This window comes from Amycolatopsis sp. 3B14 (genome assembly GCF_050958625.1).
Lineage (GTDB): Bacteria > Actinomycetota > Actinomycetes > Mycobacteriales > Pseudonocardiaceae > Amycolatopsis_E > Amycolatopsis_E thermoflava.
On the sequence record NZ_JBHZEN010000004.1, the window covers coordinates 100878 to 113548 of the forward strand.

At 70.8% G+C, this 12671-nt stretch carries 16 protein-coding genes; 6 read left to right on the forward strand and 10 right to left on the reverse strand.

What is annotated here, in order from left to right; genetic code table 11:
- Window positions 1-13: 13 nt before the first annotated feature.
- Window positions 14-892, forward strand: coding sequence for a TIGR03854 family LLM class F420-dependent oxidoreductase (locus tag ACCP09_RS03170; RefSeq protein ID WP_123683344.1), 879 nt, complete (start codon window positions 14-16; stop codon window positions 890-892).
- Here ACCP09_RS03170 and ACCP09_RS03175 read toward each other — a convergent pair whose 3' ends face one another.
- Both ACCP09_RS03175 and ACCP09_RS03180 read right to left on the reverse strand, forming a co-directional pair.
- The gene (locus ACCP09_RS03175; protein ID WP_433743043.1) at window positions 893-1411 is read right to left on the reverse strand and encodes a DUF3558 domain-containing protein; all 519 of its coding nucleotides are present in this window, start codon (window positions 1409-1411) and stop codon (window positions 893-895) included.
- Window positions 1408-1854 carry a hypothetical protein gene (locus tag ACCP09_RS03180; RefSeq protein WP_433743045.1) on the reverse strand — a complete coding sequence of 149 codons (447 nt, stop codon included), beginning with the start codon at window positions 1852-1854 and terminating at the stop codon, window positions 1408-1410. Before ACCP09_RS03180 ends, ACCP09_RS03175 begins: the two co-directional genes overlap by 4 nt.
- A gap of 135 nt (window positions 1855-1989) precedes the next feature.
- Between ACCP09_RS03180 and ACCP09_RS03185 the strand changes: the two genes are divergently transcribed.
- Window positions 1990-2763, forward strand: a complete 774-nt coding sequence (locus tag ACCP09_RS03185) for an enoyl-CoA hydratase-related protein (RefSeq protein ID WP_433743047.1) — start codon at window positions 1990-1992, stop codon at window positions 2761-2763.
- Here ACCP09_RS03185 and ACCP09_RS03190 read toward each other — a convergent pair.
- From ACCP09_RS03190 to ACCP09_RS03200, 3 genes are read right to left on the reverse strand one after another with little or no spacing between them, the layout of a single operon-like run.
- A complete protein-coding gene (locus tag ACCP09_RS03190; RefSeq protein ID WP_017981182.1) occupies window positions 2760-3116 on the reverse strand; it encodes a barstar family protein in 357 nt (118 codons plus the stop codon). The genes ACCP09_RS03185 and ACCP09_RS03190 overlap by 4 nt on opposite strands.
- 10 nt (window positions 3117-3126) lie before the next feature.
- Window positions 3127-3510 carry a ribonuclease domain-containing protein gene (locus ACCP09_RS03195; protein ID WP_026152964.1) on the reverse strand — a complete coding sequence of 128 codons (384 nt, stop codon included), beginning with the start codon at window positions 3508-3510 and terminating at the stop codon, window positions 3127-3129.
- A gap of 10 nt (window positions 3511-3520) precedes the next feature.
- The gene (locus ACCP09_RS03200; protein ID WP_017981180.1) at window positions 3521-3721 is read right to left on the reverse strand and encodes a hypothetical protein; all 201 of its coding nucleotides are present in this window, start codon (window positions 3719-3721) and stop codon (window positions 3521-3523) included.
- A gap of 44 nt (window positions 3722-3765) precedes the next feature.
- Here ACCP09_RS03200 and ACCP09_RS03205 point away from each other — a divergent pair, with 44 nt between their 5' ends.
- From ACCP09_RS03205 to ACCP09_RS03220, 4 genes are all read left to right on the forward strand, one after another.
- Window positions 3766-4731 (forward strand): quinone oxidoreductase family protein, encoded by a 966-nt coding sequence (locus ACCP09_RS03205; RefSeq protein ID WP_123683348.1) that lies wholly within the window; start codon window positions 3766-3768, stop codon window positions 4729-4731.
- A 104-nt stretch (window positions 4732-4835) separates the two neighbouring features.
- Window positions 4836-5807 (forward strand): alpha/beta fold hydrolase, encoded by a 972-nt coding sequence (locus ACCP09_RS03210; protein ID WP_400980993.1) that lies wholly within the window; start codon window positions 4836-4838, stop codon window positions 5805-5807.
- A 67-nt stretch (window positions 5808-5874) separates the two neighbouring features.
- Complete coding sequence (locus ACCP09_RS03215) at window positions 5875-6348, forward strand: carboxymuconolactone decarboxylase family protein (RefSeq protein WP_027931627.1); 474 nt, start codon at window positions 5875-5877, stop codon at window positions 6346-6348.
- A gap of 94 nt (window positions 6349-6442) precedes the next feature.
- On the forward strand, window positions 6443-7861 hold the full coding sequence (locus ACCP09_RS03220; RefSeq protein WP_378332755.1) for an amino acid permease: 1419 nt from the start codon (window positions 6443-6445) through the stop codon (window positions 7859-7861).
- Here ACCP09_RS03220 and ACCP09_RS03225 read toward each other — a convergent pair.
- The 5 genes from ACCP09_RS03225 to ACCP09_RS03245 all read right to left on the reverse strand — a co-directional run bounded on the left by ACCP09_RS03225 (window position 7846) and on the right by ACCP09_RS03245 (window position 12670).
- A complete protein-coding gene (locus ACCP09_RS03225) occupies window positions 7846-8394 on the reverse strand; it encodes a glycine-rich domain-containing protein (RefSeq protein WP_433743052.1) in 549 nt (182 codons plus the stop codon). The genes ACCP09_RS03220 and ACCP09_RS03225 overlap by 16 nt on opposite strands.
- 41 nt (window positions 8395-8435) lie before the next feature.
- Window positions 8436-9287, reverse strand: coding sequence for a helix-turn-helix transcriptional regulator (locus ACCP09_RS03230; protein ID WP_378332757.1), 852 nt, complete (start codon window positions 9285-9287; stop codon window positions 8436-8438).
- Between the two features lie 53 nt (window positions 9288-9340).
- Complete coding sequence (locus tag ACCP09_RS03235) at window positions 9341-10546, reverse strand: glycosyltransferase (protein ID WP_433743054.1); 1206 nt, start codon at window positions 10544-10546, stop codon at window positions 9341-9343.
- 193 nt (window positions 10547-10739) lie between these two features.
- Complete coding sequence (locus ACCP09_RS03240) at window positions 10740-11504, reverse strand: crotonase/enoyl-CoA hydratase family protein (protein WP_433743056.1); 765 nt, start codon at window positions 11502-11504, stop codon at window positions 10740-10742.
- Complete coding sequence (locus tag ACCP09_RS03245) at window positions 11501-12670, reverse strand: acyl-CoA dehydrogenase family protein (protein WP_123683355.1); 1170 nt, start codon at window positions 12668-12670, stop codon at window positions 11501-11503. Before ACCP09_RS03245 ends, ACCP09_RS03240 begins: the two co-directional genes overlap by 4 nt.
- Window position 12671: the final 1 nt, after the last annotated feature.

Sequence of the window (12671 nt, forward strand, 5' to 3'; positions counted from 1 at the left end):
TAACGTGGGTGGCGTGAAGATCCGGATCGGGGTTGGGCTGGGGGCTGAGACCTCGCCCGTGGAGTTGCCGGGGATCGTCGACCGGCTGGAGGCCGCCGGGGTCGACTCGGTGTGGTTTTCCGAGCAGGTGTACTCGGACGCGGTGGACCCGTTCGTCGGGATGGCGCACGCGCTCGCACGGACTTCGTCGCTGAAGGCGGGCAGTTCGGTGGCGGTGTTGCCCGGTCGGCACCCGGTGCTGGTGGCGAAGCAGATCGCGTCGCTGGCGGCGCTGGCGCCGAAGCGGGTGCTGCCGGTGTTCGGCCTGCGCCCCGCGCGCCGCAGCGAGTGGCCGCTGTTCGAGGTCCCAGCAGGCGCGAGGGCCGCGGTGTTCGACGAGTCGCTGCGGTTGCTGCGGGCGGCGCTGGCCGGTGCGGGCGATTTCGCGGGCGAGTTCTGGAAGCTGGAGGACGTCTCGCTGGGCCCGCGGCTCGAGCGCCCGGTGGACATCTGGCTCGGCGGGAGTGCGCCCGCGGCGTACCGGAGGATCGGCCAGTACGCCGACGGATGGCTGGGCAGCTTCCTGTCCCCGGCGGAAGCACGCCGGGCCCGCGAGGCCATCGAGACCGCCGCGGCTGCCGCGGGCCGCTCGATCGAGCCGGACCACTACGGGATGAGCCTGATGCTCGCCGAGGACGGCATCCCGGACGCCCTGGCCGCCACGGTGCGCTCCCGACGCCCGGACACCGACCCGGCGGACGTGATCGCCACGGACTGGTCGTCGTTGCACCGCCTGCTGGACGGCCACCTGGAAGCCGGCCTGACGAAGTTCGTGGTCTACCACCGGGGCGGATCGTCGTTCGAGGCGTTCCTGGAGCGGTTCGTGGAGGAACTGCTGCCGCGGCAGAACTGATTACCGCACCTTGGGCAGCAGGGGCTCAAGCTTCTCGGCGAGGACTTGGGCGTCCACGCAGGCCTGCGGATCGCGCGGACTAGTGACCAGTGCGACCTGCACCAAGGCGCGGGCGTGCTCCCCAACCTCGATGGCGATCGCGCACCCACCGGTGGGGATGTCGGCCTGAAGGGCGTTCCGCCCGTTGACCGAAACGTCCGTCACGGCGTCGTTCGTCTCGCGGTACTCGCGGAGCCCCTGCACGGGATCCAGGGCAAGACCGTACGATCCGAACCGCGGCTTGAGAGCACCACACTCGTTGCGTCGACTCGTGTTTTCGCCGGGATTGAACCCTTCTCCCGCGACCAACTGGTCGAGAACCTGGCACGCGTTCAGCCCTGCGAACACGTCTGCGTTCGCAGTGGGGCTCACACCGGATATGGGCGATGCTGTTCCCGCAACGGTGGTGGTGCAAGCGGCCATGGTTGCCGCCAGGCACGCACCTGTCACGGCATGAGGAATGCGAAGGTTGATGGTCACCGAAGTTCCTGATCCTTGAACGTATGCAGCGCCTGGACCGCTGCGTCGTCCGACGCGTCATACTTGCTGATCGCGATCTCGATAGCCTGGCCGAGGCTCGCGAGCATGTCCTGAGCCGCGAGGAACACCCGGACGAGCGACTGGTCATCCGAGTCCATCGCTGTGAGAAAGTGCGCCGATGCTCTTTTCGCGTATTCGTCGTTGCCGAACTTCGGCGCCTGCTGCAGCCGGTTGATCCGCAAGGTCAGGTCGCTCATCCGATCCTGCATCTGTGTGACCGCACGCCGCAGGTGCGATCCCGTCTCCTCGTCCACGGCCCAGCGGCCCGCCTTCGCGTCTGCCAGCATGCGCTTCGCGTCGCCGTGCATGGCGTTCAACCGGCTTTCGCCACCGAACACGTCCGCCAACTGGTCGGCGGATGAGGTCGAGCCCTCCTCAGCCATCACCAGCTCCTCCCCCTCGTGAATCACTCCGTAGCACCGTAGCGTGCCCCCTGACGCGCTGTCACCGGATCGTCCCGATGCGCAGCCGCTCACAACCACGCTCCCCCGCCGCACCACCCGAACTACAGTGAGCCCGTGACTGATGAACTGGTGCATTACTCAGTGGCGAGTGGTGTCGCGACGATCACCCTCGACTCGCCGCACAACCGGAACGCCCTGTCGGCCCAGCTGCGCCGCGAATTGTCCGCCTCGCTGACCAAGGCGAAGGACGACGACGCCGTCCGGGTGATCGTTCTCACCCACACCGGCAAGGTGTTCTGCGCCGGCATGGACCTGAAGGAAGCGCGCGGCGCCGGGGCGGGCGACCAGGGCGTCAACGAGTTCCCCCGCATCCTCGAGCAGATCTGGACGAGCCCGAAGCCGGTCGTCGCCAAGTTGTCCGGGGTCGCCCGCGCCGGCGGGGTCGGGATGGTCGCGGCCGCGGACATCGTGGTCGCCGCCAAGGAGGTCACCTTCGCGTTCTCCGAGGTCCGCATCGGCGTCGTGCCCGCCGTCATCTCGCTCACGGTTCTGCCGCGCGTCAACCCGCGCGCCGCGCAGGAGCTGTTCCTCACCGGGGACGTGTTCGACGCCGAGCGCGCCGCCGAGATCGGCCTGGTCAACAAGGCCGTCGACGCCGACCAGCTCGACGAGGCGACCGACGCCTACGTCCGCTCGCTCACACTCGGCGGCCCGGCCGCGCTCGCCGCGACCAAGGAACTGCTCGCCAGCCCGCGCCCGGCCACCCCGGCCGACGGCTTCCCCGACATGCTCAAGCTGTCCGCGCAGTTCTTCGCCGGCGAGGAGGGCCAGGAAGGCATCCGCGCGTTCGGCGAGAAGCGCAAGCCGAACTGGGTCCCGCAGGACTAGTCGTCGGTGAGGGCGACCGTCAGCCGGCGGCTGTCGGCGCGGTCGCCGCCCGGCGCCAAGGCGCGCTCGGCGTCCGACAGGACGCTGCGGATCGCCAGGTACGCCTTCGGGTCGGCGTCCTTGAGCAGGTCCGATCCGGCCCACACCAGGACGTGCTCGCCGTAGGGCAACCACGACAGATCGGTGAGGCAGTCGTAGAGCGCGTCCAGGTTGCGGCCGAACCAGTCCGGAAAGGACAACGCGGACGCGATCGCGTCGAGGGCGGACATCTTGTCCGCCGGCCTGCTGCCGATGATGTGCGAGTAGGCGCCGCGCGCGCGGGCCTGCTCGACGATCGTCTGGGAAGAGGACATGGGGTTCTCGCTACTTCGACGGGTCGACCTGGACGAAGGAAGCGTAGTGATCACCGGTGTAGTACAGCTCGGTCTGCGCCCCGGTGATCAGCCGCCGGGCCCCGCGATCCGCGCTCCCCGGCGTGGGCACCGTGTATTCATGGTAGTAACCGCTCTCCTTGACGGGGAGCCGCTTTTCCCGGTTCTCGAACACCGTTCCGTCGCTGCGGTACGGGAACGGCCCGCCGGCCTGGATGAGACGCCACGTCTGGCCCGCCTCGGCGGGCAGGCTGGACAACGCCGTGAGCCCACTGGCCGGCTCGGTCGACGTGGTGGTCTCGCGCACGATCCAGCCACCGAACACGAGCACGATGAGCCCGACGAGCGCGACGGTGATCCGCCTCCTGCTTGACACCAGCGACACCTTAGGACCGGCTCGAAACGTCCTCGTCGCGGCCCGGCCGCAACCACGCGGCCACCCGGTCGACGATCCGGTCGATCAGCCACGCCGCACCGACGCACAGCGGCGCCAGCACGGCGATGACCAGCAGGAACTGCAACGGGAACCACAGCTGCGCAAGCCACAGCTCGGCGTTGTCCCACCAGGTCGCCAGGCCGTCGAACACCTGACCAGGGTACGCCAGGGGGCCCGGCGAGGTACGTTGCAGGCATGTTCGCCGTCTACGCCAGTGAACCGAACCCCGAAAACCCGCTCGACGCCCTCACCGTCGGAGAGCGACCGGAGCCGGAGGTGCCGTCCGGCTGGGTGAAGGTCGCCGTGAAGGCCGCCAGCCTCAACATGCACGACATCTGGACCCTGCGCGGGGTCGGGATCAAGCCGGACCAGTTCCCGATGATCCTCGGCTGCGACGGGGCGGGCGTGCTGGAGGACGGGACGGAGGTCGTCCTGCACTCGGTGATCAACGCCCCCGGCTGGCAGGGTGACGACACCCTCGACCCGAAGCGCACCCTGCTCACCGAGAAGTACCAGGGCACCTTCGCCGACTACGTGGTCGTGCCCGCCCGCAACGCCGTGCCGAAGCCCGCCGGGTTGTCCTTCGCCGAAGCCGCCACGATGGGCACGGCGTGGCTGACCGCGTACCGGATGCTGTTCGTGAAGTCGGGCCTGCGGCCCGGGCAGACGATGCTCGTGCAGGGCGCCTCGGGTGGCGTCTCGACCGCGCTGATCCAGCTCGGCCGGGCCGCGGGCCTGCGGGTGTGGGTGACCGGCCGGTCCGAGGAGAAGCGGGCGCTGGCCGAGCAGCTGGGCGCGCACCAGACGTTCGAGTCCGGCGCGCGGCTGCCGGAACGGGTGGACGGCGTGTTCGAGACCGTCGGGAAGGCGACCTGGGGCCACTCGCTCAAGTCGCTGAAGCCGGGCGGGATCGTCGTGGTGTCCGGTTCGACGAGTGGTCCGGATCCGAGCGCGGACCTGCAGCGGGTGTTCTTCCTGCAGTTGCGGGTCGTCGGGTCCACGATGGGCACCCGGGACGAGCTGGAGGACCTGCTCCGCTACCTCGATCTGACGGGCATCAAGCCGCAGATCGGCAAGGAGCTGCCGCTGTCGGAGGCCGCCGAAGGGTTCCGGCTGATGCAGGAGGGGGAGACCGCGGGCAAGGTCGTTTTCACCCGCTGATAACCCTCTGACCTGCATAGACGCCTTGTTGACATGGCGCCGATACCGGTTTGTTATCCCCGTCTACTGAGCGGAACCCGAGATTTACTCGCTAATCTGGGTACATGACCGCAGTGCAGCGGGAGATCGAGGCGGCGCCGGGCTCACGGCTCGCCGGCCCGGAAGTCGTCCGGGCCGGCCACCGGAGCTTCGCAGGCGTGCGCACCAGGGTGCTCGAAGTCGGCCCCAAACCGAAGCGCGGCACCGGAAGACTCGTCCTCCTGCACGGCTACTGCGACAGCGCCGACACCTGGCGCCCGGCGCTGGCCGAACTCGCCGCCGCCGGGATCCCCGCGGTCGCGGTCGACCTGCCCGGTTTCGGTGAGGCCGATCCCCTGCGCCCCGGCGCGATGCTGGCGCAGCTCGACGCGTTCGTGGCCGAGGTGGTCCGGTTCTATTCGGACCGCGGCAAGGTCGTGCTGGGCGGCAACTCGCTCGGCGGCACCATGAGCCTGCGTGCCGCGTGCCGCGACGAGCTGCCGATCGCGGGTGTGGTGTCGATCGCCGCGCCCGGTTTCGTCGACTCCTGGCTGGTCCGGACCGTCGGGAAGTACCCGCTGCCACTGCGGCTGGCCGCGTCGCTGCCGTTGCCGGTGCCCGGGTTCGTGGTGCGGACCATCGCGGAGTTCGTGGTGCCGCGGCTGCTCTACGCCGACCGTGCCGCCGCCGACGTCGCCCACGTCGCCCGGTTCACCGGGCTGTTCCCGGACTTCCGCTCGACCACCACTCGTCTGGACCAGGCGCGCCAGCTGGTCGCCGAGCTGGCCGAGGCGTACGAGGGGCTGGACGGCATCACCGTCCCGCTGCTGGTCGTCGCGTGCGGCAAGGACCGCCTGGTGACCGCCGCCGCCGGGCGGCGCCTGCACGCGCTGGTGCCGCACAGCCGGCTGATGCTGCGCGAGGAGTGGGGCCACTGCCCGCAGCTGGACGACCCGGTCGCGATCGCCGACCTGCTGAGCTACTTCCGGGCCGGGGTGCTGCACAAGAAGCCGCGCCGCCGCTCGGCCGCGCTCACGCAGAAGGCCGCCGCGGGCTGAGGCTGTCACATCTCGGCGCGCTGTTCCGTCAAGGAGGCAGAAACCCCGAACGGAACAGGAGTTCACCGTGGACGCTCGTCTGAACATCTTCACCAGCCCCACCGCGGGCAAGTTCGTCAAGCACCTCTTCGGTGCGGGCAAGGTGCTCGCCGAGTCGACGTTGCCCGCCCGGACACAGGAACTGGTGAAGCTGCGCGCCAGTCAGATCAACGGCTGCGGTTACTGCACGGACATGCACTTCAAGGACGCCGTGGCGGCGGGCGAGGAGCCGACACGGCTCAACCTGGTCGCGGCGTGGCGGGAAGCCACCGTGTTCACCGAGGCCGAGCGCGCCGCACTGGAGCTGACGGAGGAGGGCACCCGCCTCGCCGACGCCGCGGGCGGGGTCAGCGACGAGGTGTGGGCCAACGCGGCCAAGCACTACGACGAGGAGCAGCTCGCCGCGCTGGTCGCCGCGATCGCGCTCATCAACACGTGGAACCGCATCAACGTCATCGTCCGGAACCCGGCCGGCGACTACCAGCCGGGCCAGTTCGGCTGATCCCCCACCGCCCCGGGACCTTCGTGGGTCCCGGGGCGAGCCCTTCCCTAGTAACGTGATCCGGTCATACCCGAACGAGTGATTGGGGAGATCGGTGGCCGTACACGAGCTGTTCCGGCGCAAACCCGTCGAGCAGATCGAGGCCGTGGAAGGCGGCGGGCTCCAGCGGACCCTGGGCCTGTGGCAGCTGACCGCGATCGGCGTTGGCGGGATCATCGGCGCGGGCATCTTCTCGCTCGCCGGCGCGGTGGCGAACGAGACCGCCGGACCGGCCGTGCTCATTTCGTTCCTGGTGGCCGGGATCGCGAGCGCGGCGGCGGCGTTCTCCTACGCCGAGTTCGCCGGGCTGATCCCGCGCGCCGGATCGGCCTACACCTACGGTTACGCGGTCCTCGGCGAGCTGGTCGGCTGGTTCATCGGCTGGGACCTGCTGCTGGAGTACACCGCGATCGTCGCGGTGGTCGCGATCGGCATCTCCGGCTACTTCAACGACCTGCTGGGCTTCCTGGACATCCACCTGCCACTGTGGATGTCCGGCGCGCCGGGCACCGAACCGGAGGGCGTCGCGGCGGGTTCGTACAAGGTGAACCTGTTCGCGGTGCTGCTGTGCCTGCTGATCGCGTTCGTGCTGAACCAGGGCATGCGCTCCGCGGCGCGGTTCGAGACGCTGCTGGTGTACCTCAAGGTCGCGCTCGTGGTGCTGGTGATCGTGGTCGGCGCGTTCCACGTCAACACCGGCAACTGGTCCGACTTCTTCCCGTTCGGTGTCAGCGGCGCGTTCACCGGCGCGGCGACGGTGTTCTTCGCGGTGTTCGGCTACGACGCGATGTCCACCGCGGCCGAGGAGTCGCGCGACTCGCAGAAGCACATGCCCAAGGCGATCCTGTACTCGCTCGGGATCTCGATGGTGCTGTACGTGCTGGCGTGCCTGGTGCTGACCGGGATGGTGCCCTACACCGACATCGACTCGGAAGCCGCGTTCTCCAGCGCCTTCGAATCGGTCGGGTTGCGGTGGCTCGGCGGCGTGATCGCGGTCGGTGCGATCCTCGGCATCCTCACCGTGCTGTTCACGTTCCTGCTGGGCGCGACGCGCGTCGGGTACGCGATGAGCCGCGACGGGTTGCTGCCCAAGTGGCTCTCCGGCACGCACCCGGTGAAGAAGGTGCCGAGCCGGATGACGTGGATCCTCGGCGTGGCGGCAGCGGTGATCGCCGGGCTGCTGCCGATCGGGGAGGCCGCGGAGCTGACGAACATCGGGATCCTGCTGGCGTTCGTGGTGGTGTGCGTGGCGGTGGTGGTGTTGCGATACCGCCGTCCGGACCTGCCGCGCACGTTCCGCTGCCCGGGGATGCCGGTGGTGCCCGCGATCGGCGTGGCGTTCTCCATCTGGCTGATCACGTTCCTGCAGCCGGAGACGTGGCTGCGGTTCGCGATCTGGTTCGTCATCGGGCTGGTGGTGTACTTCGGCTACAGCAGGCGGCATTCGAAGCTGGCGGATCACCACCAGAAGTAGACGTACCCGGGCGCGCCGGGCATCCCGGCCGCGCCGCCGGCGCCGATCCCGCCCGGCGGCGCGCTCGGGATCACGCCCGCCTCGCCGGGCCGGTCGGCGGTGCCGTCGCTGCCGGGCGCGGCGAGGCCGGGCGAGGTGCCGCAGTCGGCGGCGCCGCCCCGGCCCGGCGCGTCGGCTGTCCCGGCCGCGCCCCCGTGCGCCACGACGAGCGCCGGGCTTCCCGCGACACCCACGGTGGAGTCGCTGCCCGGCGCCCCGGCCTGCCCGCCCGCGCCGACGGTGATGGTGTACTCGGCGGCCGGGGTGACCGCGACGGAACACCACGCCGCTCCCCCACCGCCGCCGGGGTTCGCCTCGCCACCCCCGCCACCGGCGCCCCACACGGCGACGAACACCGAGGTGATCCCCTCGGGCGCGGTGAACGTGCCGTCGACGGTGAAGGCCTGCTCGCCGTGGGCGGGTTCGGCCCCGGCCGCCGTCGCGGCAGCCGTGATCAGGACAGCCGCCACGGCGGCGGCTTTTCCGAACGCCATGGACGAAAGGGTGCGCCGCCGCACGCGGCCGCGCACCTCTTTCAGCCGAAGGAGTGATCCGGCGCGGGTGCCGGCAGGGCGGCGGAGGCGAGGAGCGCGAGCTTGTCCGCGTCGTCGCTGCCCGCGTCGGCGTGGTACACGACCAGCATCATCCCTTCGGTGCTGCTGGTGGTGATCACGAGCTTTTCCCGGTGCAGCACCAGCCGCCCGACCTGGGGGTGGTCGAACCGCACCCGCGCGCCCTGCCGCGGCTGCACGTCGTGGCGGGCCCAGAGCCGCCGGAACCGGGGGCTGGCGAGGGACAGCTCGCCGACGAGCTCGACGAAGCGGGGGTTGTCGATGTCGGTGCCCACCGACTGGCGGAAGCCCGCGATCAGCTCCTCGGTGGCGGTCTCCCAGTCGGGGAAGAGCGCCCGCTCTCCGGCATCCAGGAACACGTCCCGCAGCCGGTTGCCGCCCGGCGCCAGGCGTGGGGACAACGCCGTGGCCAGCGGGTTGGCGGCGAGGACGTCGAAGTAGCGCCCCTCGACGAACGCGGGCAGCGGGAGCGTCCCGATGAGTTTGGCGGTGCCGGCGGGCACCGTCTCCCTGGGCGGCCGCCGCCTGCGCCGGGGCTTCTCGGCGGCGAGCCCGACCAGGTAGGCGGTCATTTCCTCGTCGAGCTGGAGCGCACGGGCGATCGACTCGAGGACCTGGACCGACGGCCTGCGGTCGCGGCCCTGTTCGAGGCGCAGGTAGTAGTCGGCGCTGATGCCGGCGAGCATCGCGACCTCTTCGCGGCGCAGGCCGGGAACCCGCCGCACGCCGTGGACGGGGATCCCGGCCTGTTCGGGGGTGACGAGTTCGCGGCGGGCGCGCAGGAAGTCGCCAAGCAGGTTCGGTTCGTCGGCCACGTTCCCACGGTAATCCGCGGCACGGCCGGCTCGCCTGGTCCTGACACCCCCAGTCAGGCGGCTTCCGACAGGAGCAGTTTCGCTGCCACCGCCGCGCCGTCGCCGCGGACCTGGCCGGCCACCTCGGTCGCCCTGGCGCGCGTCCCGGGTGCCAGGGCGGCGGCGAGCGCGGCGGACAGGGAGTCGACGGTCGGCGCCGGGCCGTCGTGCGTCGCGCCGATGCCCAGCTCGGTCACGCGCCCGGCCCAGAACGGCTGGTCTGCGATGCGGGGCACGATGACCTGGGGCGCACCCGCGCGGGCGGCGGTCGTGGTGGTGCCCGCGCCGCCGTGGTGCACGACGGCGGCCACCCGGCGGAACAGCGCCTGCTGGTTGACCTCGCCAATGACGAAGCAGTCGCCGCCGTCCGGGGTCAGCCCGGCCCAGCCGCGGGCGAGCAGGACCCGGCGACCCTGAGCGCGGATCGCTTCGACGGCCACCCGCGCGGCCTCCCGCGCGACGTGCGGGGCCATGCTGCCGAACCCGACGTACACCGGTGGCGCGCCGTCGTCCAGGAACGCCTCCAGGTCGTCCGGCAGCGGTCGTTCGTCGGGCAGGATCCACGCCCCGGTCTGCAGGACGTCGAGTTCCGTCCGGCCCTCCGACGGGCACAGCACCGGGTCCGCGGCCAGCCAGGGCCGTCCGGTCAGGACGTGGTCGCGGACGTTGGCGACCGGTGGCAGGCCGATCGCCGCGCGGTGGCTGTTGAGCACTTCGCCGTACAGGTCGTTCACCCGCTGGGCGTCCTGCTCCCACAACGCCCGGTTGTCGGTTTCCTCCCGCTGGGAGGGTTTGCCCGGCCGCCGCCCCGGCGGGAAGTGCCGCGACGGCAGCCCGAGGAGGTGGAAGCAGGCGAGCACGTAGTGGATGCCGAGCTTTTCGGCCACGTCCCGGGCGCCGGCGGGCATCAGGCCGGTCGCCACGAGCGCGTCACAATCCTCGGCGGCGGCGGTCAGCGTTTCGAACCGCGCGGTGACCAGCTCGCGGGCGAGCCGGAAGGCGTCCTCCACCGTCGGCGGCTCCGGCCTGGCGACGATGGAGTGGACCGCGGGGCCGAACGGCACCAGCGGCACACCGGCCCGGCCGAGCAATTCCGCGAACTCCTCGTCGGGCGGCACGCAGAGCCGCGCCTCGGCGCCGAGCTCCCGCAGCGCCACCGCGAGCGCCACCAGCGGTTCGACATCCCCGCGCGATCCCCACGACGTAAGCAGCACACGCATTTCGCGATCCCCCCGGTTCCCCGGCTCGTCCGGCCGGCGGTCGGCAATTCTGCGGCACCGACCGGGGCTTGCCGCAAGCCCCCTGGTCCGGGATATGTTGAAGGTGGAGGGAGCAGAGGCAGACCCTCAAAGCTGTGCTGCCGCGCATCAAGATCGCGTGATCCGGGTTCGCTCCGCGTGTGCCCTCGGAGCCTCACTTACCCCGCCACACCGGATCCCGCTTTTCCGCGAACGCCCGTGCACCTTCCCGGGCGTCCTCGGAGACGAAGACCGGCTGCACCAGCTCCCGCTGGCGCTCGAAGGCCACCTCCTCGCTCCACCCGGGTGCCCGGCTGACGACCGCCTTGGACACCCGCACTGCCAGCGGTGCGTTGGCGGTGATGCGGCGCGCGAGCGCCATCGCCTCGGTCAGTGCCCGGCCCCGCTGTGTCAACCGGTTGACCATGCCGTGGCGGTGCGCCACGGTCGCGTCGAACGGGTCGCCGGTGAGCGCGTATTCCATGGCCAGCTGGTAGGGCATGCGCGTGGGCAGCCGCAGCAGCCCGCCCGCCGCGGCGACGAGGCCGCGTTTGACCTCGGGTATGCCGAACTGGGCGTTGTCCGCCGCGACGATCAGGTCACAGGCCAGCGCAAGCTCGCACCCGCCGGCGAGCGCGTAGCCCTCGACCGCGGCGATCATCGGCTTCGTCAGTCGTCGCTCGGTCAGCCCAGCCAGTCCCAGCCCGGGCAGCGAGACGGTCTCCCCTCGCAGGAAGGCCTTGAGATCCATCCCCGCGCAGAACGTGTCCCCGGCACCGGTCAGCACACCGGCGAGCAGGTCGTCGCGCTCGGTCAGTCGTTCGAGTGCCGCGTTGACGGCGGTGGCGACCGCCGCGTTCACGGCGTTGCGGGCCCGTGGGCGGTTGATCGTGATGACCAGGACCCGGTCCTGTTCCTCGACCAGCACCTCATCGCTCATCGCGGCATCTCCTTACCGGTCGGGACGAGGGAGCGGGCGATGACGTTGCGCTGCACCTCGCTGGTGCCCTCGCCGATCTCCAGGATCTTCGCGTCGGCGTAGAAGCGCGAGATCGCGGACTCGCGGATGAACCCGTACCCGCCGTGGATCTGCACGCTCGCGCTGGCCGCGCGATTGGCCACTTCGGACGCGTACAGCTTCGCCATGGCCGCGGCTTTGGCGAACGGGCGGCCCTGGTCCCCCAGCCACGCGGCGCGGTAGACCAGCCAGCGCGCGGCTTCGACCTCCGTGGCCATGTCGGCGAGCTTGTGCCCAACCGCCTGGAACCTGTTGAGCGGACGGCCGAACTGCTCGCGCTCACCCGCGTGGCGGACGGCGAGGTCGAGTGCGGCCTGCGCGAGCGACAGTGACAACGCGGCGACGCTGATCCGTCCCGCGTCCAGCACCTCGAGGAACTGCCGGAGCCCGTTGCCCTCCTCCCCCAGCAGGTGGTCCTCCGGGACCCAGCAGTCGGTGAACACGAGCTCGCGGGTGTCCAGTGCGTGCCACCCGAGCTTGCGCAGCGGCCGCCCCTTGTCGTAACCGGCGGTGCCGTCCGGTACGAAGAAAGTCCCGTACCGCTTCTTGCCGTTGTCGTCGGTGCCGGTGACGGCCAGCACGGTCACGCCGAGGCTCATCTCGGTGCCGGCATTGCTGATGAACATCTTGGTGCCGTTGAGCACCCAGCCGTCCTCGGTGCGCCGAGCCGTGGTGCGGATACCCGCGGCGTCCGAACCCGCGGTGGGCTCGGTCAGCCCGAACGCGCCGAGCTTCTCGCCCGTGGCGAGCGGGACGAGCCAGCGCTTCTTCTGTTCCTCGGTCCCGAAACGCGCCAGCGGCAGGGTTGCGATCGTGGAATGCGCGTTCCACGCCGACGCCACCGACTGGTCCGCCTCGCCCAGCGCTTCCATTGCGGCCACATAGGACACGAACCCCGCGTCCGCCCCGCCGTAGGACTCGTCGACGAGCATGCCCATCAGCCCCAGCTCGCCCAGCTTGCGGAACACCTGCGCCGGGAAGTGGCACCGTTCGGACCAGTCGGCTGCGTACGGCGCGATCTCCTTCGCGGCGAAATCGCGGCACATCCGCTGCAGCGCAACGGTTTCCGCGGGCAGATCAAAATCCATC